This window comes from Paraclostridium bifermentans (assembly GCF_964259345.1).
Taxonomy (GTDB): domain Bacteria; phylum Bacillota; class Clostridia; order Peptostreptococcales; family Peptostreptococcaceae; genus Paraclostridium; species Paraclostridium bifermentans_B.
This window is the reverse complement of the sequence record NZ_CAXVJR010000010.1, coordinates 1-22,225: the sequence shown is the minus strand read 5'-3', so window position 1 is coordinate 22,225 and position 22,225 is coordinate 1. Positions and strand designations below refer to the sequence as shown.

Annotated in this window: 22 protein-coding genes, 1 rRNA gene and 2 other annotated features; of the genes, 2 read left to right on the top strand and 21 right to left on the bottom strand. The window is 28.5% G+C overall.

Annotated features, from left to right (window positions below; genetic code table 11):
- Positions 1 to 141: 141 nt before the first annotated feature.
- From ACEXNK_RS15660 to ACEXNK_RS15610, 11 genes are all read right to left on the bottom strand, one after another.
- A complete protein-coding gene (locus ACEXNK_RS15660) occupies positions 142 to 1,257 on the bottom strand; it encodes a M20/M25/M40 family metallo-hydrolase (protein ID WP_373600382.1) in 1,116 nt (371 codons plus the stop codon).
- 95 nt (positions 1,258 to 1,352) lie between these two features.
- Entirely contained in the window at positions 1,353 to 2,483 is a 1,131-nt protein-coding gene (locus ACEXNK_RS15655; protein ID WP_373600381.1) for a hypothetical protein, read from the bottom strand.
- Positions 2,484 to 2,552: 69 nt separating this feature from the next.
- Entirely contained in the window at positions 2,553 to 3,422 is an 870-nt protein-coding gene (gene rsmA, locus ACEXNK_RS15650) for a 16S rRNA (adenine(1518)-N(6)/adenine(1519)-N(6))-dimethyltransferase RsmA (protein ID WP_373600380.1), read from the bottom strand.
- Positions 3,423 to 3,452: 30 nt separating this feature from the next.
- On the bottom strand, positions 3,453 to 3,983 hold the full coding sequence (rnmV, locus tag ACEXNK_RS15645) for a ribonuclease M5 (RefSeq protein WP_373600379.1): 531 nt from the start codon (positions 3,981 to 3,983) through the stop codon (positions 3,453 to 3,455).
- 130 nt (positions 3,984 to 4,113) lie between these two features.
- Entirely contained in the window at positions 4,114 to 4,884 is a 771-nt protein-coding gene (locus ACEXNK_RS15640) for a TatD family hydrolase (RefSeq protein WP_373600378.1), read from the bottom strand.
- A 13-nt stretch (positions 4,885 to 4,897) separates the two neighbouring features.
- Positions 4,898 to 6,832 carry a methionine--tRNA ligase gene (gene metG, locus ACEXNK_RS15635; RefSeq protein ID WP_373600377.1) on the bottom strand — a complete coding sequence of 645 codons (1,935 nt, stop codon included), beginning with the start codon at positions 6,830 to 6,832 and terminating at the stop codon, positions 4,898 to 4,900.
- Between the two features lie 61 nt (positions 6,833 to 6,893).
- Positions 6,894 to 7,128, bottom strand: a binding site (T-box leader).
- 129 nt (positions 7,129 to 7,257) lie between these two features.
- Positions 7,258 to 7,980 carry an amino acid ABC transporter ATP-binding protein gene (locus ACEXNK_RS15630; protein WP_373600376.1) on the bottom strand — a complete coding sequence of 241 codons (723 nt, stop codon included), beginning with the start codon at positions 7,978 to 7,980 and terminating at the stop codon, positions 7,258 to 7,260.
- An 11-nt stretch (positions 7,981 to 7,991) separates the two neighbouring features.
- A complete protein-coding gene (locus ACEXNK_RS15625; RefSeq protein ID WP_373600375.1) occupies positions 7,992 to 8,714 on the bottom strand; it encodes an amino acid ABC transporter permease in 723 nt (240 codons plus the stop codon).
- Between the two features lie 17 nt (positions 8,715 to 8,731).
- On the bottom strand, positions 8,732 to 9,541 hold the full coding sequence (locus ACEXNK_RS15620) for a transporter substrate-binding domain-containing protein (protein WP_373600374.1): 810 nt from the start codon (positions 9,539 to 9,541) through the stop codon (positions 8,732 to 8,734).
- Positions 9,542 to 9,766: 225 nt separating this feature from the next.
- Positions 9,767 to 9,976, bottom strand: a binding site (T-box leader).
- Positions 9,977 to 10,050: 74 nt separating this feature from the next.
- On the bottom strand, positions 10,051 to 10,575 hold the full coding sequence (locus tag ACEXNK_RS15615) for a spore maturation protein (RefSeq protein WP_373600373.1): 525 nt from the start codon (positions 10,573 to 10,575) through the stop codon (positions 10,051 to 10,053).
- The gene (locus ACEXNK_RS15610; RefSeq protein ID WP_373600372.1) at positions 10,575 to 11,132 is read right to left on the bottom strand and encodes a nucleoside recognition domain-containing protein; all 558 of its coding nucleotides are present in this window, start codon (positions 11,130 to 11,132) and stop codon (positions 10,575 to 10,577) included. The genes ACEXNK_RS15615 and ACEXNK_RS15610 overlap by 1 nt, the downstream gene beginning before the upstream one ends.
- Positions 11,133 to 11,280: 148 nt before the next feature.
- Between ACEXNK_RS15610 and ACEXNK_RS15605 the strand changes: the two genes are divergently transcribed.
- Both ACEXNK_RS15605 and ACEXNK_RS15600 read left to right on the top strand, forming a co-directional pair.
- A complete protein-coding gene (locus tag ACEXNK_RS15605; RefSeq protein WP_373600371.1) occupies positions 11,281 to 12,711 on the top strand; it encodes a nicotinate phosphoribosyltransferase in 1,431 nt (476 codons plus the stop codon).
- Positions 12,712 to 12,738: 27 nt separating this feature from the next.
- Positions 12,739 to 13,167 carry an Lrp/AsnC family transcriptional regulator gene (locus tag ACEXNK_RS15600; RefSeq protein WP_373600370.1) on the top strand — a complete coding sequence of 143 codons (429 nt, stop codon included), beginning with the start codon at positions 12,739 to 12,741 and terminating at the stop codon, positions 13,165 to 13,167.
- A gap of 66 nt (positions 13,168 to 13,233) precedes the next feature.
- On the opposite strand, the gene ACEXNK_RS15595 is transcribed toward ACEXNK_RS15600, so the two are convergent.
- From ACEXNK_RS15595 to rrf, 10 genes are all read right to left on the bottom strand, one after another.
- A complete protein-coding gene (locus ACEXNK_RS15595) occupies positions 13,234 to 13,935 on the bottom strand; it encodes a M15 family metallopeptidase (RefSeq protein WP_373600369.1) in 702 nt (233 codons plus the stop codon).
- A gap of 359 nt (positions 13,936 to 14,294) precedes the next feature.
- Entirely contained in the window at positions 14,295 to 15,485 is a 1,191-nt protein-coding gene (locus ACEXNK_RS15590; RefSeq protein WP_373600368.1) for a pyridoxal phosphate-dependent aminotransferase, read from the bottom strand.
- Positions 15,486 to 15,671: 186 nt separating this feature from the next.
- Positions 15,672 to 16,370, bottom strand: coding sequence for an HD domain-containing protein (locus ACEXNK_RS15585; protein WP_373600367.1), 699 nt, complete (start codon positions 16,368 to 16,370; stop codon positions 15,672 to 15,674).
- 16 nt (positions 16,371 to 16,386) lie between these two features.
- The gene (gene rsmI, locus ACEXNK_RS15580) at positions 16,387 to 17,220 is read right to left on the bottom strand and encodes a 16S rRNA (cytidine(1402)-2'-O)-methyltransferase (protein WP_373600366.1); all 834 of its coding nucleotides are present in this window, start codon (positions 17,218 to 17,220) and stop codon (positions 16,387 to 16,389) included.
- Between the two features lie 2 nt (positions 17,221 to 17,222).
- A complete protein-coding gene (locus tag ACEXNK_RS15575) occupies positions 17,223 to 17,972 on the bottom strand; it encodes a tRNA1(Val) (adenine(37)-N6)-methyltransferase (RefSeq protein ID WP_373600365.1) in 750 nt (249 codons plus the stop codon).
- A gap of 62 nt (positions 17,973 to 18,034) precedes the next feature.
- Positions 18,035 to 18,919, bottom strand: a complete 885-nt coding sequence (locus ACEXNK_RS15570) for a PSP1 domain-containing protein (protein ID WP_373600364.1) — start codon at positions 18,917 to 18,919, stop codon at positions 18,035 to 18,037.
- On the bottom strand, positions 18,916 to 19,851 hold the full coding sequence (locus ACEXNK_RS15565; protein WP_373600363.1) for a DNA polymerase III subunit: 936 nt from the start codon (positions 19,849 to 19,851) through the stop codon (positions 18,916 to 18,918). Before ACEXNK_RS15565 ends, ACEXNK_RS15570 begins: the two co-directional genes overlap by 4 nt.
- Before the next feature lie 2 nt (positions 19,852 to 19,853).
- Entirely contained in the window at positions 19,854 to 20,543 is a 690-nt protein-coding gene (locus tag ACEXNK_RS15560; RefSeq protein WP_373600362.1) for a dTMP kinase, read from the bottom strand.
- 64 nt (positions 20,544 to 20,607) lie between these two features.
- Complete coding sequence (locus ACEXNK_RS15555) at positions 20,608 to 22,098, bottom strand: aminotransferase class I/II-fold pyridoxal phosphate-dependent enzyme (RefSeq protein ID WP_373601615.1); 1,491 nt, start codon at positions 22,096 to 22,098, stop codon at positions 20,608 to 20,610.
- A 46-nt stretch (positions 22,099 to 22,144) separates the two neighbouring features.
- Positions 22,145 to 22,225, bottom strand: a 5S ribosomal RNA gene (gene rrf, locus ACEXNK_RS15550); the annotation flags it as partial.

Sequence of the window (22,225 nt, the reverse complement as noted above, 5' to 3'; positions counted from 1 at the left end):
TTTTTATTCATCTTTAAACTTATATTAAATATTAAACGCAACAAATTATAATTATAATTCAATACTAATTATCATTTATTGTAAAAATCAAAAATCACCCAACAAATGTTGGGCGATTTCTCTATTATATCATATATTTGATTAAGCTTCTTTAATTATTTCTAATACAGCTCTTGAAGCATTTATTATATCTTCTATAGCTATATATTCTTCTAGTGTATGTGCATTTTTCATACCTATACCTAAGTTTACAGCTTTTATTCCATTTCCATTTAATACGTTAGTATCACTTCCACCACCAGTTGAAGCAGTGTAAGCATCTATTCCTAAGTTAGAGAATGCTTTTTTAGCAAGTTCTACTATAGCTTCATCATCAGCCATTTTGAAAGGTGCGTAACATCTAGTTACTTTAGTTGTTACTTCAGCTCCCATAGCTTCTCCTGCTTTTTTGAACTCTTCTACCATATGGTTTGTTTGAGCTTCTAATTTAGCTACTTCTAAACTTCTAGCTTCTGCAACTATTTCAAGTTCAGGCATAACTATGTTTGTAGCTATTCCACCTTTAACTATACCTATATTTGCAGTAGTTTCTTCATCTATTCTAAGTAAGTTCATGTTTTCTATAGCTTTAGAAGCTACCATTATAGCACTTACTCCGTTTTCTGGTTGTAATCCTGCATGAGCTGGTTTACCTTTTATTGATACTTCTATTTTATCTTGTGCTGGAGCTTTTGTTATTATTTCTCCTGGATGACCACCACTATCTAATACGAATGCAAAGTCTGGGCTTACTTTAGAATAATCTAAGTATTGAGCTCCAAATAATCCGCCTTCTTCCCATATAGAGAATACTACTTCTATATCGGCATGGTCTATTTTATTTTCTTGTATCATTCTTAAAGCTTCTAATATAGCTGCTATACCAGCTTTATCATCAGAACCTAATACTGTAGTTCCATCACTTTTTATTATTCCTGTTGCTTCATCTATTATAGGTTTTATTCCTTCTCCTGGACTTACTGTATCCATGTGAGAACTGAATAATACTGTTTTTCCTTCTCTATTACCTTTTAATTTAGCTATTACATTTCCTGTTTCTCCGCCAACTTTAGTTCCAGCTTCATCTATGCAAACTTCACATCCTATAGCTTCTAACTTTTCAACTAATACTTTTGCTACTTTTCCTTCTTTTGATGAAGGGCTATCTATTTTTACTAATTCGATGAATTCATCTATTAATCTTTGCTTATTTATCATTTTAATTTCCTCCTTTGTTATTAAACATACATATATTGTAAATTATATTAGTAATTTTATCAAGAGAAAACGGTATTTTGAATATTCTATACAATTTATTTAACTATTTTTCTAGTTCTAGAATCAACAAAGCATACCCAATACCCTAATTTATCACTTCTATCATCACATGGTTTATAAGTGTCAAATCCCGTATGCCCTTGATCAGGTTGTTCATTTTTATTTCCAGGAATAGCATACATATAATTTTTACGTTTATTATATTCATCGTATTGAACCCCAAATAAATAATGTCTGTATCTGTATGATTGAAGAACTATATCACTATACATTGTATAATTTAATGTATTTATATATCCTAAGTATGGCATTGTATACCCACACATTGTTATAGGAGTTATTTCTATTTTCCACCATCTTGAATTCTCTATAGTATCGCTTACAAATGGCTTTACTTCTTTAAACATCTTCAATCCTTTTTTTATTTGTCTTGGCATTAATAAATTTTTCACTTTATTAGAATCAATTTCTTCATGCTCTACTTCGTTATAAATTTGATGTATTTCTTCATAAGATTTATAATCTCCTCTAGCTTTATCTTCTTCTAATTGTCTTACTTTTTCTTTTTTATTTTTAGGTTTTACTCTTTCTACATATTCTTCTTTATAGTCTGAGTCTTCATATTCATCTTCAGGTTCATCATCCTCTATTTCTACATACTCTAAATATTCATATTCATACTCATATTCTTCATCGCTATCATTATCATCATCAACCTCTATATATTCTACTTCTTCATAGTCATATTCATCTTCAATTTCTTCATATTCAACATACTCTTCATCTGATGTAAATATAATTTCTTCATAGTTGTCTATTTTACTTCCCTTGAATCCAATCAGTGGTATACTTTTTTCAAATACTAAAGCTACTGCTTTTATATTAGTATTGTCTTCTTCTAAGTTTAGAGTATATTCTCCTTTTCCTTGCTCACTAAGTACTATGCGTCCTAAATCTACAGTATTATAATCTTCTAATATTGCTATAACTTTATATCCATCTCTAACATATTTAAGGTTTTCTACATAAAGAGCTACTAACGATTTATCTTCTGTAACCTCAACCTTTGCAAATGCCTTCGGTAGTACTCGCTCCTTATATCTAAAATTCATATCTTTAGCTTCTAATATTATATAGTCTCTTTTATACTTTTTCTTAGTACTCAAAGTTATCCCCCCCTATAAAATCTAAATCCCTCTAAACATTATATGTTTGGACATGCAAAAAAGTACCTTCTATTTAGAAGGTACTTTTTTATTTACAGCATTTGAAAGATTTGCAAACTCTTCTATTGTAAGAGTTTCTCCTCTTCTTTTTTCATCTATATTAGCTTCAGCTAAAACTTCTTTTATTTCATCTTTAGTTAAAAACCCTAATGTTCCTAATGCATTTAGTAATGTTTTTCTTCTTTGTCCAAATCCTGCTTTAACAGTTTTAAAGAATATATCTTCATTATCTACATTATATTTTCTTTCTTCTCTTACATGAAGACCTATAACTGTTGAATCAACATTTGGTTGAGGTATAAACATATGTCTTGGAGCTTTTGCAACTATTTCTGTATCACAGTAATATTGAACTGCTACAGACAATGCTCCGTAATCTTTAGTTCCTGGAACAGCATTCATTCTATCTGCGACTTCTTTTTGAACCATAACTACGATATCTGTTACAGGTATATCTTCTTCTAAGAATTTCATTACTATAGGTGTAGTTATATAATATGGAAGGTTAGCTACTAATTTCACTGGTCCTCCATCTAATTTTTCTTTTACAAGTTCTTGTACATCAACCTTTAATATATCTTGGTTTACTACTTCTATATTATCAAATTCTACTAAGGTATCTTTTAATATAGGAATTAAAGTCTTATCTATTTCTATAGCAACAACTTTATCAGCTACTCTACCCATTTCACGAGTAAGAGTTCCTATCCCTGGACCTACTTCTATTATCTTATCTCCTTCAGATAATCTAGCTCCATCTAAAATTCTATCTATTACATTATCATCTATTAAGAAGTTTTGACCTAATGACTTAGAAAATCTAAATCCATGTTTATCTACTACTTCTTTGGTTTTTCTATGTGACGATAGTCTATCCATATTTTTTCTCCTTCATTGTTTTCTGTTTTATTATAAAGTTTCTAAAGCTTTTTCAAATTCTTCTCTGCTAACTCCATAATTATTTAATCTATTTAGGAATTGTTTTGCATTTCCGTATCCTATTCCAAGAATCATTCCTAACTTATCTCTTCTATGAGATGCATCATCATTTCCTATAAGACCATTTCTTATTAAATCTACTTGTCCGAATTCACTTCTTTTATCTGTACTTTCTGTTCTTACTTTCTCTAAAGCTCTTCTTATACTTTCTGGAGTAGCATTTTCTATACCTATATCACCATTTTTCTTAGCTTCTTCTCTTGGTAAGAAAGCATGCTTACAACCTGGAACTTCTGCTGTTATAGTCTTTCTTATTTTTTCTCCAGCAAAATCTGGGTCTGTAAATATTATAACTCCTCTTCTTTCTTGTGCTGATTTTATTCTTTCCATAACTCCCTTAGGAAATCCAAATCCACCTGTAGTTATAAGTTCAGCATCTACAGCTCTTTTTACAGCCGTTACATCGTCTCTTCCTTCTACTACTATTATTTCCTTTATCATTTAATCACCTTTTCGCTCATTTTACTTGATATCCTTATATTTTAAGCTTTATACTAAATTTTATCAAGGCTTCAAATTTAGTTATATGCAAAAAGAGATTATCTTAAAATAGATAATCTCTTTTAATTTATTATTTTATGTTAAAAAATCTTTTTGCATTTTCTTTTGTTGCTTCACAAACTTGCTCATAAGAAATTCCTTTTTCTTGTGCAATTTTATCTGCTACAAATTGAACCATAGAAGGATCATTTCTTTTCCCTCTGTTAGGCACAGGTGCCATATATGGAGAATCAGTTTCTATTAATAAATATTCTAAAGGTATTTCTTTAGCAACTTCTACAGTCTTTTTGTTATTTTTAAAAGTAACTGTTCCTGGAATAGATATATAACATCCCATTTTTACATATTCTCTTGCTAATTCAACATTTCCACTATAACAATGAAGCACACAACCTATTTCAGGACTCTTAGTGTTTTTTATTATTTCAAAAGTATCACCATGTGCGTCTCTATCATGAATTATTATAGGTAACTTTAATTCATTAGCTAATTCAATTTGTCTTTTAAACCATTTTTTTTGGTCTTCTCTAGGATAAGTATCATAATAATAATCTAACCCTATTTCACCTATAGCTTTTACTTTATCATTTTCTAAAGCTAGTTTTCTTAGAGTTTCTATATCATCTTCAGTTATATTTCCTACATCGTGAGGATGAACTCCAACTGCTGCATATATAAAATCATATTTATTAGCTAATTCTACACTGCTTTTTGAAGTTTCTATACAAGCTCCAGGATTTAAAACTAAGTCTACTCCTTTTTCTTGTAATGAATTTATCAACTCTTCTCTATCTTCATCAAATCTTTCGTCATTTAAATGTGCATGTGAGTCAAATAACATTTAAGTCATCTCCTTATCTAACTTCGCAACCGTCTTTAGCTCCTTGAGTTAATGGTAATACTAAATCGTCTCCATCATCCCCAGCTGCTAATATCATACCTTGAGATTCAACCCCTCTTAATTTAACAGGCTTTAAGTTACATACAACTGTTACTTCTTTTCCTACTAAATCTTCAGGCTTATACCACTTAGCTATTCCAGATACTATTTGTCTTGTTTCTGGTCCCATTTTAACTTGAGATACTAATAATCTATCAGCTTTTGGATGCTTTTCACATTTTACTATTTTACCTATTCTTAACTCTATTTTATCTAAGTCATCTATAGATATTTCTGCTTTATGCTCTAATGGAGCTTCTACTTCTTCTGTCTTTTCTGCAAATAATTCGTTCAATTCTTCTACTTCCTTTTCTATATCTAATCTTGGGAATAATGCATTTCCTTTTTCAACTTTTGTATTTTCTTTTATTAATCCAAATGTCTTAGTACTTTCCCATGTCATTAAGTTTTCATCTTTTATACCTAATTGAGCATATATCTTCTTAGCAGTATCATTCATCATAGGATTTATAAGAGTAGCTACTATTCTTATAGATTCACATAAGTTGTATAAAACTGCATCTAACTCGTCTTTTTTAGCTTCATCTTTAGCTAAAGCCCAAGGCATAGTTTCATCTATATATTTGTTAGTTCTTCTTATTAATTTCCAAGCAGATTCTAATGCTTCATTGAATTGTAATTTGTTCATTTCAATTTCAAAGTTTTCTACTGATAATTTAGCAGTTTCTTTTAAACTTGCATCAAATTCAGTACTTACCTTTGGCATTGGTATTATTCCATCATTGTATTTTTCAACCATAGAAACTGTTCTACTTACTAAATTTCCTAAATCGTTAGCTAAATCTGAATTAAGTCTTGTTACAAAGTTTCTATGAGTATAGTTTCCATCTTGACCAAATGCAAACTCTCTTAATAAGAAGTATTTAAGAGCATCTACTCCGTATCTTTCTATCATTTGCTCTGGATAAACTATATTTCCTTTTGACTTACTCATTTTGTCATTATCAAATAATATCCATCCATGTCCATATACTTGTGTAGGCATTTCTTCACCTAAAGCCATAAGTATAGCTGGCCATATTATTGTATGGAATCTCATTATTTCTTTACCAACTATATGAACATTAGCTGGCCAATATTTTTTATACTCAGAATCATCTTCGCTCATATATCCTAAAGCTGTTATATAGTTACATAACGCATCTACCCAAACATATATAACATGTTTTTCATCAAAAGGTACTTTTATACCCCAGTCAAATGTAGTTCTAGTTACACATAGATCTTCTAATCCTTTGTCTAAGAAGTTTGCAACCATTTCATTTTTTCTTGATACTGGGAAACAGAAGTTAGGATCAGCAAATAATTCTCTTAATCTATCTTCGTACTTAGATAATTTAAAGAAGTAAGCTTCTTCTTTAGCATCATAAGTTTCTCTTCCACAGTCTGGACACTTATTTCCATCTACTAATTGTGATTCCGTCCAGAAACTTTCACATGGAGTACAGTACTTACCTTCGTAAGCTCCTTTATATATATCTCCTTGCTCATATAACTTAGTAAATATTTTTTGTATTATAGTTTCGTGTCTTTCTTGAGTTGTTCTTATGAAATCATCATATGATATATCCATAGTTTTCCATAACTTTTGAATGTCTGCTATCATTCCGTCAAGATATTCTATTTCTGTCATTCCTTTTTCTTTAGCAGTCTTTTGTATCTTCTCACCATGTTCATCTGTTCCTGTTAAGAACTTTACATCATATCCACAGAAACGCTTAAATCTTGCTATTGCATCTGCTGCAACAGTTGTATAAGTATGTCCTATATGTAAATTACCACTTGGGTAATATATAGGAGTTGTAACATAAAAAGTTGGTTTAGTCATTTTAGTTCCTCCTCTAATTGATTATTCTCTTATAATTAAAAAACTCGCCACCTATGATATACATAGGGGCGAGATTATATACGCGGTACCACCCTAATTATCTACAACAAAGTTAATTTTGTAGATATCTTAATAGACGTTAACGAGTCCATCCGTCTTATCTTAAAGATTTTACTTTATCATTCGGATAAGATAGCTCCAAGACCATATTCAATAATTCTTTTAACGCTAGCTTTCACCTTACCTAGCTCTCTGTAGAAAACTTCCTTATTTACTCATCTTTTCATAGCTTAATTATTTATATAATTTCCATATATTTTATGTTATATTCATTATTTATGTGAAAATTTTTATTAACTTATTTAAGCTTAATTTTATTAAATTTACTACATTATGTCAATCTATATTTGCTATATAGCTTACTTTTATATAACTTTATCTAAAAACTGTTTAGTTCTTATATTTTTAGGACTATTAAAAATTTCACTTGGTTTTCCTTCTTCTAATATATATCCTCCATCCATAAAAACTACTTTATTCGCTACTTCTCTAGCAAACCCCATTTCGTGAGTTACAACTGCCATAGTCATACCTTCGTTCGCAAGTTCTTTCATTACATCTAAAACTTCTTTTACCATCTCTGGGTCAAGCGCTGATGTTGGTTCATCAAACAACATAACATCTGGTTTCATAGCTAAAGCTCTAGCTATTGCTATTCTTTGCTTTTGCCCACCTGAAAGTTGATCTGGGTAAGAATTTTGTTTGTCTAAAAGTCCAACTCTATCCAATAAATTACATGCATCTGTTATAGCTTCTTCTTTACTTATTTTTTTTACTTTAATAGGAGCTACCGTTATATTTTCAAGTACTGTCATATTAGGAAATAAGTTAAAATTTTGAAATACCATACCTATATTTTGTCTTACTTTATCTATATTGCATTTTTTACTTAATATATTTTCTTCTTTAAATATTATTTCTCCTGAGTTTGGTTTTTCTAGTAAGTTTAAACATCTTAGCAATGTACTTTTCCCTGATCCACTTGGCCCTAATATAGCTAAAATCTCACCTTTTGTTATGTTTAAATTTATATCTTTTAAAACCTCATTTTCACCAAACTTTTTCTTTATATTTTTTATTTTTATCATAACTACACCTCCTAAGCTGCATTACTAGTTTTTAATAATTTAGTTACTATATTTTTTTGGCTTATAGTTTTATTTTGTAATTTTAATTCAAATAATCCTACTAACTTAGATAATGTAAATGTAAGGACAAAATATATCATAGCTGCTACTAGCAATGGTTCAAAAGCTAAATACGTATTACCTTTTACTATATCTGCACTATACATTAAATCTTGAATTCCTATTACCGATACTATTGATGATTCTTTTACTAAAACTATAAATTCATTAGCAAGTGCTGGAATTACATTTTTTAATGCTTGTGGAATTATTACTAACTTCATACTCATAGAATAATCTAATCCTAAAGAACGACTAGCTTCCATTTGCCCTTTATCTACCGATTGTATTCCTGATCTTAATATTTCTGCTATATATGCACTAGAATTTATTGAAAGAGCCACTATAGCGGCTATATATTCTGATGGTATTGGTCCTATACTAGGAAACTTTATCCCTATAGTTGGAAATCCAAAATAAATTATATATATTTGAACTAAAAGAGGAGTTCCTCTTAAAAACTCTATATACATAGTTCCTATAAAACTTATTATTTTATTTCTTGATATTCTAGCTAAACATATTACTACCCCTACTATAAATCCTAAAAATAAAGTACATAAAGATATTCCTATTGTTATTTTTGTTCCATCTATAAAAAACTGCGAGTATTCACTTAAAAATGAAAAATCCATAATATTTTCCTCCTTGTTTATTGAGCTAATTGAGTAGCTTGTTGAACATATTCATTTATTTTATTTTCTGACTGTAATTTATCTATTGCTTTATTTACTTCATTTAGTAATTCTTTATTTTGACCTTTATTAATTGCAATAGCTGATCCTTCTTCCTTACCTTGACCTAAACTCACTGTAGATTGAACTATATCTGGATACTGTTTTAAGTAACCTCCTATAGCTTCTTTACTTACTACTACAGCATCTACATTATTATTTTGAAGCTCTAATATTACATCAGATATTTTCCCTAGAGATTTTATATCTTTAGATTTGATAACATCTTTGGCTATTGATTCTTGTAAACTTGCTTTTTGAACACCTATTTTAGCATCACTTAAATCAGCTATACTCTTGTACTTATCTTTATTTTCTTTTTTGACTAAAATAACATGTTCTCCGTTATAATATGTGTCTGTAAAATCAACTGCTTTTTTTCTTTCTTCTGTAGGACTCATTCCTGCAACTACCATATCTACATTTCCTGATTTAAGAGCTCCTAATAATCCATCAAATTTCATATCTTTGATTTCTAATTTTACTCCTAAATCCTTCGCTATATCCTCTGCTATCATCATCTCAAATCCTACAATTGTGTCTTTGCCATCTATTTCTTTATGAAATTCATACGGTGGATAATCAGCACTTGTTCCAATTGTTAATACTCCCTTATCTTTGATAGCTTGTAATTGGTTTTTTTCTTCTTTATCAGATGAACATCCCACAACTGCTAAACTTAAAACCCCTATTAATATTGCGTATACCGACTTTTTTAACTTTTTCATAAAAATACCTCCCAATTAATAATTATTTGTAATTGATAATACCTTGTTATATTTGTTTTGATTTAACCTCTAAGATTCTATTTTTTTCAATAAAAAAGTCCCTTAGCAAATAAATGCTAAGAGACGAAATTATCCGTGGTACCACTCTCATTGATAAGTAAATCAATTATTTATAATAAAGCTAATATAATTTTTTATATTAAAAAAGTCTCTTGGTTATAAAAACCAAGAGACGAATTATATCCGCGTTACCACTCTAATTGATAAGTAAACTTATCCACTCTATCCTTTAAGGCAGGCTCACCGATTACCATACTATTATTTCAAGTAATCTTCTCCAAAGCTCTCTTCACAGTAAACTTCATTACTAGGCTCACACCAACCCTAGCTCGCTGAAACTCAATTTAGTGTTACTCTCTTTTTCATAGAATTTGTTTTCTAAAGTTTTGTTATTGTTTTAAATTATATTAACTTAATCTCTAGTTGTCAATATGTTTTTTGTAAAAATTCTAACTAAATAATATGTAGCATATAAATACTGCAGCAATTACTCCTGCAATATGACTAATCATTGAACAAGTTAATGTATGTCTTGTATTCTTTATCTTTAAGCTTCCAAAATATATAGCCATTGTATAAAATATTGTCTCCGAAGCACCTACTATTGTTGCTCCCATCTGTTCTATAAGTGTACTCATTCCAACTCTTCCTGCAAGTTCATTATACATTCCTAAAGCTCCACTTCCTGATAAAGGTTTTATTATTATTAATCCTATTAGCTCTTTGGGAATACTTAATAAATCTGTTATAGGTTCAAATATAAATTCTAGCATGTCTATTCCTTTTCCACTTTTAAATATTCCTATAGCTAAAAATATTCCTATGATGTACGGTAGTATAGACCATGTCGCTTTTAACCCATCAATAGCACCTTGCACAAAGCTATCATATATATCTACACCTTTAATCTTTCCATGAATAATTATAGTTAAAATTATTATAGGTATTATAGAGTTTGAAAATATATTTAACACTATCTATACCTCCTTCTTTGAAGAATTTTGCAACTTGTAACTGCAAATATAGTAGATATCAGTGTAGCAAATAATGTAGATACTATTATTTCACTAGGGTTACTAGCTCCACCATCTAACCTTAGTTTAATCATTGTAAACGGAATAATTTGTATAGATGAAATATTTATAACTAAAAACATAATCATATCATTTGTAGCTGTATCTTTTTTATTGTTTAAAGTTTGCAATTCATTCATTGCTTTAAGCCCAAATGCTGTAGCTCCATTTCCTGCTCCTAACATATTTAAAACCATATTCATAACTATGTAAGACATTGCTTTATGTCCTTTAGGAATAGATGGGAATAATCTTTTTAAAATAGGATACATAATATCCCCTATTTTACTTATAAGTCCTGAATCTTTTGCTATGTTCATAACTCCCATCCACAATGCCATGATACCGGCTAAACTAACTGCAAATTCAATTCCATTAGAAGCTTCACTTAATATAACTTCATTCAATTGACCTAAATTATTGGTAAGTATGCTACCAACTATACCAATAAAAATCATCCAAAACCATATCTTTGCTATATAAATCCCCCCTCTTATCAATTTTATGATGTTAAGTTATCAGATTATACTTGAAACTTACTCTATATTATGTTTAAGTATAATTATGTAATTTTTTTATATTTTTAGGGTAATAAGGAGATATATAATGAAAAACTTAACACTTCTTACTGACTTGTATCAACTTACTATGATCAATGGATACTTCGAGAATAATGTCCATAACGATATAGTTGTATTTGATATGTTTTTTAGGAAAAACGCTTGCAAAGGTGGTTATACTATAGTATGTGGTATAGATCAACTTGTTGACTACATAAATAACCTTAATTTTTCAGATAGTGACCTAGACTATCTTAGAAGTTTAAATTTATTCTCAGAAAAATTCTTAATCTTCTTAAAAGAGTTTAAGTTTACTGGAGATATTTATGCAGTTGAAGAAGGTTCTATAATGTTTCCAAATGAGCCTATAATAAGGATTAAAGCTCCTCTTTATCAAGCTCAACTTATTGAAACGGCTGTACTTACTATAATAAACTTCCAATCGTTAATAGCTAGTAAAGCATCTAGGGTTTGCTTTGCAGCTAATGGTGATTCTGTACTTGAATTTGGACTAAGGCGTGCTCAAGGTCCTGATGCTGGTATTTATGGTGCAAGGGCAGCTATAATTGGGGGATGTAGTGCTACTGCAAATGTGCTTGCAGGGAAAATGTTTGATATACCTGTTGTTGGAACTCATGCACATAGTTGGGTTCAAAAATTTGATACTGAGTTAGAAGCATTTGAAGCTTATGCTAAAATTTATCCAGATAAATGTCTTTTACTAGTAGACACTTATGATGTTTTAAATAGTGGAGTTCCTAATGCAATCAAAGTATTTAAAGATTTAAGAAAAAGAGGTTATGAGCCTGTAGGTATAAGACTCGATTCGGGTGACTTAGATTATTTATCTAAAGAGTGCAAAAAGTTATTAGATGCAGAAGGATTTACTGACGTAAAAATAACAGCTTCTAATGACCTTGATGAATATTGCATATCAGATTTAAAATCTTCAGGATCTCCAATTAATTCTTGGGGAGTTGGTACTAAATTAATAACATCATCTGATTCACCTTCATTAGGAGGAGTTTATAAGCTTGTTGCTTCATATAAAGATGGTAAGTATGAACCTAAAATAAAAATTTCTGAAGATCCAGAAAAAATAACTAACCCAGGATTCAAAAAAGTTGTTAGAATATATAATAATCAAGGAAAAGCTGAAGCTGATTTAGTAATGCTTGAAGATGAAGTTCTAGATACAACAAAACCACTTACAATCTTCCATCCTTTATATTCATGGAAGAAAAAAACTTTTAAAAATTATAAAATTAAAGAATTGCTACAACCTTTATTTATTGAAGGAAAATGCATTTATACGCATAGATCTGTATCAGAAATAAAAGAATATACTAAAAAGGAATTAAATACTTTATGGAGAGAATATAAAAGATTACTATATCCTCAAACATATAAAGTTGATTTATCTGAAAAACTTTGGAACTTAAAAAATTCTATGTTAGATAATAAAAAAAATATTTAACTAATGTAAATTGAAGGGGGTCTATATATGGATATGACAGACTGCAAGATTATAGAATTATTACAAGAAGATGGTAGAATTTCTATGAAAGATTTAGGGAAAGTAGTTGGTTTAACTTCTCCAGCTGTTTCTGAAAGAGTTAAAAGACTTGAAGAAGCTGGAATTATACAAGGTTACAAAGCAGTTGTAAATCCAGATAAGTTAGGAAGAGTTATAAAATCTTTCATAAACATATCTTTGCCTAGTGAAAATTATCATAGTTTTATAGAATATGCTAAAAATGATAATCGTATTGTAGAGTGTCATCACATAACAGGTGAAGACTGTCTACTTTTAAAAGTAATCGTTAAAGATATGTATGAGCTTGAAACAGTTATAGATAAAATAAAACAAGTAGGTAGAACTAAAACCTCTGTTATATTATCTACGCTGATAGAATCTAAGTCTATATTATAGAATTAAATTCTATTAAAATCCATTTATATAAAACATAAAAAAGAGGATGTATTTATACATCCTCTTTTATTTTAACCCTAAATATTCCTCTAATGTTAAATTGTTCATATTGAAATTTTTACTATGTTCTTTTCCTATATATCTATAATGCCATGATTCATACATATATCCCGTTATATCTTCTTTACCTTCTGGATATCTTAATATAAATCCATATTTATAAGCATTTTCATATAACCACTTAGCCTGTGGTGTATCGTCAAACCATGTACCTATAGATCTTGATGTATTTCCAGTTGTTATATCTAAAACTAAACCTGTTTGATGTTCACTGAATCCTGGTCTCGCAGAATATCTATCAGCTGCAGCTTTTCCATCTCTTCTTACATAGCTGTTGTATAAATCAACTTGAGTATAATAGCTTCTATATCCACTTCTAATATTTATTATAATTCCATCTTTTCTTGCAGCTTCTTTCATTTCTTTGAAAGCTCGCATAGCTTCTGAGTCTTCTCTTCCAGTATCTGTCTCATAATCTCTAGGCAATCCATAATCTTTGTTTACGACTAATATTCCATCTACATATAAAGGTTTCTCACCTTCTATATATTCACTTCTTATATGATCAGGTTCTTCTTTTACTACTTCTTGACTTGATTCAATCTCATTTGTATCAGCATAAGTATCTTTTTCCTTTGATGCTAATAAGCTATATCCTGTAAATATTATTACAGCTATTACTACAGCTATTATTACTTTATTTGACATAACTTCCCCCAATTTCATTTTATTTTAAAACAATATTAATAATTATACGATATAATTCTTCTAACTTCTAGTAAGATTCTCATATTTTAAATTACTAATTTAAAAACTATCTAATTTTAGGAAGTATATTGTCAAAATTTCATGGTGTTAAAAAATTATTATTTAAAATTAATTTATCAATTAACAGTTCATATCCCGTTACTTCAGCAACATAATTCATTCAATCACAAAAATAGGTTATCTTAAAATATAGAAACATTAAATAAAAATATAAATTTTATAAATATTTTAATGAATATTTTCAATTTATATTTTTAATATTAATGAACTTATACTTTAAAATAACCTATGTGTTATTTTTATAATGATATAGCTTTTTCTATTCTATTTAAACCTTCTTTTATATTGTCTAATGAAGTTGCATAAGAAAGTCTTATGTAATTATCATTTCCAAATCCTATTCCTGGTACTACAGCTACTTTTGCATCTTCTAATAAGTAATCTGCAAACTCAATAGAATTATTTATAACTTTTCCATTAATAGTTTTTCCTATTAACTTGCTTATATTTACCATTACATAAAATGCACCTTGTGGCTTTAAGCAAGATAAGTTCTCTATTGAATTTATTTTTTCAACCATATAATCTCTTCTCTCTTTAAATGCACTAACCATTTCATTTAAAGTGTCTTCTGGCGCATTTAAAGCTGCTATTGTAGCATATTGAGCTATCGTATTAGGATTTGATGTTGCATGACTTTGGAAGTTAGACATAGCTTTTGCTATTTCTTTATTACAAGCTGTATATCCTATTCTCCATCCTGTCATAGCATACGCTTTTGCTACTCCATTTACAACTATAGTTAAATCTTTTATATCTTCATTGAAAGATGCTATACTTGTATGTTCTCCTTCATATAATAGCTTTTCATATATTTCATCTGATATTACATAAATATTATGTTTTACAGCTAAATCAGCTATAGCTTTTAAATCCTCTTTTTTATATGCTGTTCCTGTTGGATTATTAGGAGTATTTAGTATTATAGCTTTTGTTTTATCTGTTATAGCAGCTTCTAAAGCTTCTAATGTATATTTAAATTCAGCTTCTTCTGGGCATTCTACAAATACTGGTTTAGCATCTACTAAGCTAACTAATTCAGGATAACTTACCCAGTATGGATTAGGAACTATTACTTCATCTCCTGGGTTGCAAATAGCTGATAATGTATTAAATAATGAGTGTTTAGCTCCATTTGATACAACTATCTGATCTTTTGTATATTCTAAGTTATTATCTCTTTTTAATTTATCACATATAGCTTGCTTTAAGCTATCCATTCCAGAAGCAGCTGTATATCCTATACTTTCATTTTCTATTGCATCTATAGCTGCATCTCTTATATGTTTAGGTGTTCTAAAATCTGGTTCCCCAGCTCCAAAACCTATTATATCTACTCCTTGAGCTTTTAAGCTTTTAGCTTTTGCTGTTATTGCCAATGTCACAGATGGTTGAATTGACTTTAATTTATTTGATATCTCTTTTTTCATATTTTCCTCCCCAATTTAAGTCACCTTTTAAAAATCGTTTTTCACGCGGTTATTAATTAAACCTTTAATTAATAAAAACTTTAATTATAAATATAATAAAAGTGTATTAACTTTAAATGATTAATACACTTTTATCATATACAAATTTTTGCAAATTGTCTATATTTTCATATTAATTTATTTGACTTAAGTTCTCCCATATCTATACAGGTAATTTGTTATTCCATAAGTCATATAAGATTTTATTACACCTATATCTTCATTAGGTCTTATTAACTTTCTAGTAGAAATTATATCTGCATATCCTATAAGAAATATATCTATACTTTCTTCTTTTAAGTTATCGAATACGTTGAATAAATTTTCTTTATCCATATTATTATTTTTATAAAATTCAAGAAGAGTCATATGGTATCTAATATATTTATATAATCTATTTATGTTTTTTTCACTTAATCCTAATTTACTTCCAATGCTCAATATTTGATTAGCACCTATAACTTCATGACTCTTAAAATGCACTCTTCCATTATCATCTATAGTTTTAGATAATGGCTTTCCCATATCATGTAAAAATACACCTAATTTTATAAGGTCTCTTTTTAATAAATTATCATCAACTACCTTATTTAATTCTTCATGCACTCTAAGTTTTATATGAGATTCAAAAAAATTATTATCATTCACTATCTCTTCAAAAGCCTTAAGTGCTAGTATAGAATGATCAAAACAGTTTATAACATGGTATTTACATTCACCCACATCTTTCATTTGATTTACTATAGGTAATAGTTTTTCTAAATCTCCTGATTCATCCATTAGTTTAAGATGATTATAACTATCATCTTTTTTTATACAATCCATTAGCTTCTTAACTAATGTCATGCTTTATCACCTCATTTTATAAATCTAAAACTTGCTTGTATACTATATCTTTTTTAAGTTTTCTTTCTTTGCAAACTACTTTAATTGCATCTTTTTTAGTTATTCCCTCTTCTATGAGCTTTATTACATATTCTCGTTCATCTAAAGCATCATATTTATCTACTTTTTCGACTTCGCCTTTAAATCCATCAACTATAAGAACAAATTCTCCTTTTACTTCTCTTTCTGTAAATATGTCTAAACATCCTTGAATATCTGTTCTTATTACTTCTTGATACTTTTTAGTAAGTTCTCTATTTGCCGCTATATTTCTATTTCCTAGTATCTTAAGCATATCTTTTAATGTATCTTTTAATCTATGTGGTGATTCATAAAATATTATAGTTCTTCTTTCATGTTTTAATTCTTCTAATTGCTCTCTTCTTCTTTTTTTATCTCTATCTAAGAATCCTTCAAATGCAAATTTTCCTGTTTCAAGTCCAGATCCTATTAATGCTGTTATAGATGCCGTTGGTCCTGGTAAAACTTCTACCTCTATATCATTTTCTATAGCTTGTTTTATAATTTCTTCTCCTGGATCTGAAATTCCTGGCATACCAGCATCACTTATTAAAGCTATATTTTCTCCACTTAATAATTTATTTATTAAATAGTCTCCCTTATTGTCTTTATTGTGCTCATGATAACTTGTTAATGGTTTAGATATTTCAAAGTGATTTAAAAGTTTTATACTATGTCTAGTATCTTCTGCTGCTATTAAGTCCACTTCATTTAAAACTCTTAAAGTTCTATATGTTATATCTTCTAAATTACCTATTGGTGTTCCACATATATATAATTTTCCGCTCATTTTTACTCTCCTATATCTTCATTTGCATATATAGCATCTATTTCTTTAGTATAGTTTCCATTTTCATCATAAACATATAAAGGATCTAATATTTTTAAATCCGGTCTTCCGCCTTTAGTAAATTGAACTAGCATTATATTCGGAGCTTTTCCTTGCTTAGGATGTATAAACTGTATTTGTTTAGGCTCTAATTTATATTGTCTTGCTAGTGTTATTATTTCTATTAATCTTGTCGGTCTATGAATCATATAAAATTTTCCTAAATCTTTTAATAGTCTTGATGAAGATCTAATTACATCCTCTAAATTACATTTTACTTCATGCCTAGATATAGCTTTTTTATCATTAGGATTTTTAATTCCATTATCATGCATATATGGAGGATTAGATGTAACTACATCAAATGTATTAACTTCTAACATTTGATCTATCGTTTTTATATCTCCATTAACTATTTTGACTCTATCTTGTAAGTCATTTAGTAGTACAGATCTTGAAGCCATTTCATATACTTCTTCTTGTATTTCAACTCCAATTATTTCTTTAGCTTCACTCTTTCCAGCTATAAGAATTGGTATTATACCTGTCCCAGTTCCTAAGTCTACTACTTTTGAATTCCTTTTTACTTTTGCAAAATTAGCTAATAAAACTGCATCTACTCCAAAACAAAATCCAGTAGTATCTTGTATTAACCTTAGTCCTTTAAGTTGTATATCATCTATTCTTTCTGTATCTTTTATTTTTACGTCCATAAATCTGCTCCTTGCTATTAAAAATCTATAATTTAAAGGGTAGGAACTATCCTACCCCCATATTAATCTTCTAATTTTTTTAACTCTCTTAATGTTTCTGCATCTAGTTTATCATCTTTAGAACCACAACCATTACACTTTTTCGCTTCTTGTATAACCTTCAGTTCTTCTCTTTCATATAGTTTTATATTCTTATCATTTAATTCTACCTTAGCTTGTTCTAAAAGCGGATTTATTTCTATTACTTTTCCTTTTCCATCTGGAGATTGAACTATAGAACCTACGTTAGGCATTTTTTCTAATGCTTCACTATATACATCATGTTCATACTTTAAGCAACAGAATAATCTTCCACATATACCAGATATTTTAGTTGGATTAAGTGATAGATTTTGATCTTTGGCCATTTTTATAGAAACAGGTTGGAAATCTCCTAGCCAAGAAGAGCAACATAATCTTCTTCCACATGGTCCAAGTCCACCTATTGATTTGGCTTCATCTCTTACACCTATTTGTCTTAACTCTATTCTTGTTTTAAATATAGATGCTAAATCTTTTACAAGCTCTCTAAAATCGATTCTTCCTTCTGCTGTAAAGTAGAATATTAACTTATTTCTGTCAAATGTATATTCACAGTCTATAAGAAACATTGTTAGTTCATGCTCTTTTATTTTTTGTTGGCATATCTCAAATGTTTCTTTTGCCTTTTCCTTATTTTCTAAATATATCTTAGTATCTTCTTCAGTCGCTATCCTAACAATAGGTTTTAAAGGTGATACAAGTTCACTTTCATCTAACTCTTTAGGCCCTACTACAACTTTACCGTATTCTAATCCCCTTGCTGTCTCTACAACTACGTCTATGTTTTTCTCTATTTCAAAATCTACAGGATCAAAGTAATATATTTTACCTGCGCTTTTGAATCTAACACCCACTATTCTTATCATTTAATCACCTCATATATATTTAAAGCCATTACTTGTATACTCAAATTAAAGTTACAATTGCTTCTTAACTTTTTCTTAGTTTCTTCTATTATATCAATAATCTTAGATACTTGAGAATAGTTAATTTTTTTGCTCATATTTTGTAAAAATGTTATTTTATCTATATTTATAATCATATCTTTATTTACATTCTCTTTCATCATCATAATATCTCTAAAATAATTTATGGTTATATCTAAAACTTCTACAATATTATTTTTGTATTTATCATACTTATTTGGAAGTTCTAAAATTTCTACAATATTTTTTTCTAGCATTATTTGTATATTATTTTGTATATCTTCTCTCATAATCATAAAATCTGATGACTCTGATAATTCTAGAGCTTTACTTATGCTACCTCTAGAAAAAGTAGATAATATGCTAGATTTTTTTTCATCTATACCTCTATTTTCTAGATATCTTTTCAATTCAACTGATGGTATAGGTAAAAACTTAACTATATCACATCTAGATTTAATTGTATCTAATAATGAATTTTTATTATTAGTTATAAGTATTATAATTACATAACCAGGAGGTTCTTCTAATGTTTTTAATAATGCATTTTGAGATTCTACTGTCATTTTTTCTGCATCATTAATTACATATATTTTATAATCTCCATGTGGTTTTACAATTACATCAGATTGTAAATTTCTTATTTGAGCAATTTTTATACTAGCACCTTGAGGTTCTATACTTATGTAGTCAGGACTATTTTCAACATGATCTATTTTTAGTAAATACTTAGCAAACTCTTTAGCAAAAGTATTTTTTCCAACTCCATCTATTCCTTCAAATAAATATGCGTGATTTATTTTATTTTTATTTATAGAGTTTGCTATATATTTCTTAGCAAAACTCTGCCCTATAATTTTTTCAAAATACATATCTAGTTCTCCATAGAATCTATAGTTTGTTTAACTGTATTATATATTTCTTCATGTATACTATCTATACTTCTTAAATTTTCTTCTTCTATACAATTTATTTTATTCCAATTATACTTATTAGCTATATGTAAAGCATTATTATAAGATTTAGTTAAGTAATTTATATCACTTTCATGTATATCTTTCTTATCTTCTCCGGTAAACTTATTCTTTCTATTTTCCATAAGTTTTTTGCTATATTCTATAGGCACATCTAAGAATACTACACAATCTGGTTTAGGTATTTTATAAAGATTAAACTCATAATCAAATAACCAGTCAATAAACTTATCTCTTTCACTTTCATCCATTTTGGATGCTTGGTGAACCATATTAGATGTAGTATATCTATCTGCTATTATAATTCCACCTTCATTATAGAAAGATTCCCACTCTGTTTTAAAAGATGCATATCTATCTGCTGCAAAAAAAGTAGATGCCACATATGCATCAACATCTTCTGCATTTTTACCAAAATCTCCATTTAAATACATTTTAACTAATGCCGATGACTGTGAATCATAATTTGGATATTCCACTTTTTTAACTTTATAACCGTCTTCTATTAATCTATTATATAATTTTTTAGTTTGAGTAGCTTTTCCACTAGCATCTGAGCCACTCTCTATGATTATTAACTTACCTTTCATATTTTACACCTACTACAAACTAAACAAGTTAGCATAATTTATATTGTTTAGAATTGTTTCCTTTCTACTTAGTTTCGCTTTGCTCAATAACTTGAATATATTCAAGATTATTATCTTTAACTCCGCTGACAATCATTCCTTTTTTCTTACATTCAATAACGTAATCTATAACTTCTTTTGTAATTTCTTCTCCCGGAGATATTAAACTTACACCTGGTGGATATGGTATTATATATTCCCCACATATCTCACCAATACTATTCTCTATTTTAACACTTTTTACATTACTATAAAATGCTTGTCTTGGAGTTAAAACTTTTTTAGGTATACTCATAGGATACGTCATACTTTTCAAACTAATATTTTTATTATTATCTATATCTATTTCAATTAAAGCCTTTTTTAATCTATTAAACTCTTCTTTGGTATTTCCTATAGTAGCTATTAATAAAACTCCATAATAATTAGAAAGCTCTACCTGTATTTTATATTTATATCTTAGGATATCCTCTAATTCATAACCTGTTATTCCTAAATCCTTTGTATTTAAAAATATCTTTGTAGTATCCTCTGATTCATCTATTTTTATATTCTTTAATTTGGAAATATCTATTTTAAATTCATCTATATTATCTATCAGGTCTCTCATTAATTCTTTTCCATTATTCACATATATATCAACAGCTATTTCTAAAGATGCCATTAATAAATATGAAGGACTTGATGATTCAGTAATTCTCAACATACTAGATAATCTATTTCTATCTATTCTATCTCCTTTTATATGTATCATTGAAGATTGAGTAAATGATGGTAATGTCTTGTGTGTACTTTGTATAACTAAATCTGCTCCCTGACTTAGTGCTGTATTAGGTAAATTATCATTTAATCCTAGGTGTGCTCCATGTGCTTCATCAATTATAACTACTATATCTTTACTATGTGCATATTCACATATATTTTTTAAATCAAAAACATGTCCAAAGTATGTTGGATATGTTAAAAATAATACTTTTGCATCTAAATTATTATCTATAACCTTTTTTACATCTTCATAATTAACTCCACGTAAGTTATTACTTTCTTTATCTATATTAGGAGATATATAAACAGGATTAATATCTCCAATTATGCATGCATTTATAGCTGACTGATGGCAGTCTCTATTTAAAATCATTTTATCCTTAGGATTTGTAGTAGCCATTATTGCAGCTTCTATTCCGCAAGTCGATCCATTTACTAGGTAATACGTTTCATCACTTTTAAAAGCCTCTGATGCCCTCTCTAATGATTTTTTTATAGCATCCTCTGGTGAATGTAGGTTATCAGTTCCTGGTATCTCAGTAGTATCTAATTTATATATATTTTCAAGCAAGTTTTCATATCCTAACTTTTTAAAAATAGAACCTTTCTTATGTCCTGGCATATGAAATGATATAATATCATTTTCTAATATATCATTTAAAGAATTTATAATAGGTGTTTTCATATTAATAACTTTAGACATTAAATGTACTAAAGTTCCTCCTCTCAATATATATTTTTTATTATGCAAATAAAAGCCACTAAAAAGTGACTTTTGTTTTAAATAAAAAAAGATTACGTGGCTACGTCCTACTCTCCCAGGCGGCTTCCCACCAAGTACCATCGGCGCTAAAGAGCTTAACTTCTGTGTTCGGAAT

Bases quoted from the DNA above. Each gene is read 5' to 3' on its own strand.
- ACEXNK_RS15660 (WP_373600382.1), bottom strand. From the start codon at position 1,257: ATGATAAATAAGCAAAGATTAATAGATGAATTCATCGAATTAGTAAAA.
- rsmA (WP_373600380.1), bottom strand. From the start codon at position 3,422: ATGGATAGACTATCGTCACATAGAAAAACCAAAGAAGTAGTAGATAAA.
- rnmV (WP_373600379.1), bottom strand. From the start codon at position 3,983: ATGATAAAGGAAATAATAGTAGTAGAAGGAAGAGACGATGTAACGGCT.
- ACEXNK_RS15640 (WP_373600378.1), bottom strand. From the start codon at position 4,884: ATGTTATTTGACTCACATGCACATTTAAATGACGAAAGATTTGATGAA.
- metG (WP_373600377.1), bottom strand. From the start codon at position 6,832: ATGACTAAACCAACTTTTTATGTTACAACTCCTATATATTACCCAAGT.
- ACEXNK_RS15630 (WP_373600376.1), bottom strand. From the start codon at position 7,980: ATGATAAAAATAAAAAATATAAAGAAAAAGTTTGGTGAAAATGAGGTT.
- ACEXNK_RS15625 (WP_373600375.1), bottom strand. From the start codon at position 8,714: ATGGATTTTTCATTTTTAAGTGAATACTCGCAGTTTTTTATAGATGGA.
- ACEXNK_RS15620 (WP_373600374.1), bottom strand. From the start codon at position 9,541: ATGAAAAAGTTAAAAAAGTCGGTATACGCAATATTAATAGGGGTTTTA.
- ACEXNK_RS15610 (WP_373600372.1), bottom strand. From the start codon at position 11,132: ATGATTTTTATTGGTATAGTTGGTAGCATACTTACCAATAATTTAGGT.
- ACEXNK_RS15605 (WP_373600371.1), top strand. From the start codon at position 11,281: ATGAAAAACTTAACACTTCTTACTGACTTGTATCAACTTACTATGATC.
- ACEXNK_RS15600 (WP_373600370.1), top strand. From the start codon at position 12,739: ATGGATATGACAGACTGCAAGATTATAGAATTATTACAAGAAGATGGT.
- ACEXNK_RS15595 (WP_373600369.1), bottom strand. From the start codon at position 13,935: ATGTCAAATAAAGTAATAATAGCTGTAGTAATAGCTGTAATAATATTT.
- ACEXNK_RS15590 (WP_373600368.1), bottom strand. From the start codon at position 15,485: ATGAAAAAAGAGATATCAAATAAATTAAAGTCAATTCAACCATCTGTG.
- ACEXNK_RS15585 (WP_373600367.1), bottom strand. From the start codon at position 16,370: ATGACATTAGTTAAGAAGCTAATGGATTGTATAAAAAAAGATGATAGT.
- rsmI (WP_373600366.1), bottom strand. From the start codon at position 17,220: ATGAGCGGAAAATTATATATATGTGGAACACCAATAGGTAATTTAGAA.
- ACEXNK_RS15575 (WP_373600365.1), bottom strand. From the start codon at position 17,972: ATGGACGTAAAAATAAAAGATACAGAAAGAATAGATGATATACAACTT.
- ACEXNK_RS15570 (WP_373600364.1), bottom strand. From the start codon at position 18,919: ATGATAAGAATAGTGGGTGTTAGATTCAAAAGCGCAGGTAAAATATAT.
- ACEXNK_RS15565 (WP_373600363.1), bottom strand. From the start codon at position 19,851: ATGTATTTTGAAAAAATTATAGGGCAGAGTTTTGCTAAGAAATATATA.
- ACEXNK_RS15560 (WP_373600362.1), bottom strand. From the start codon at position 20,543: ATGAAAGGTAAGTTAATAATCATAGAGAGTGGCTCAGATGCTAGTGGA.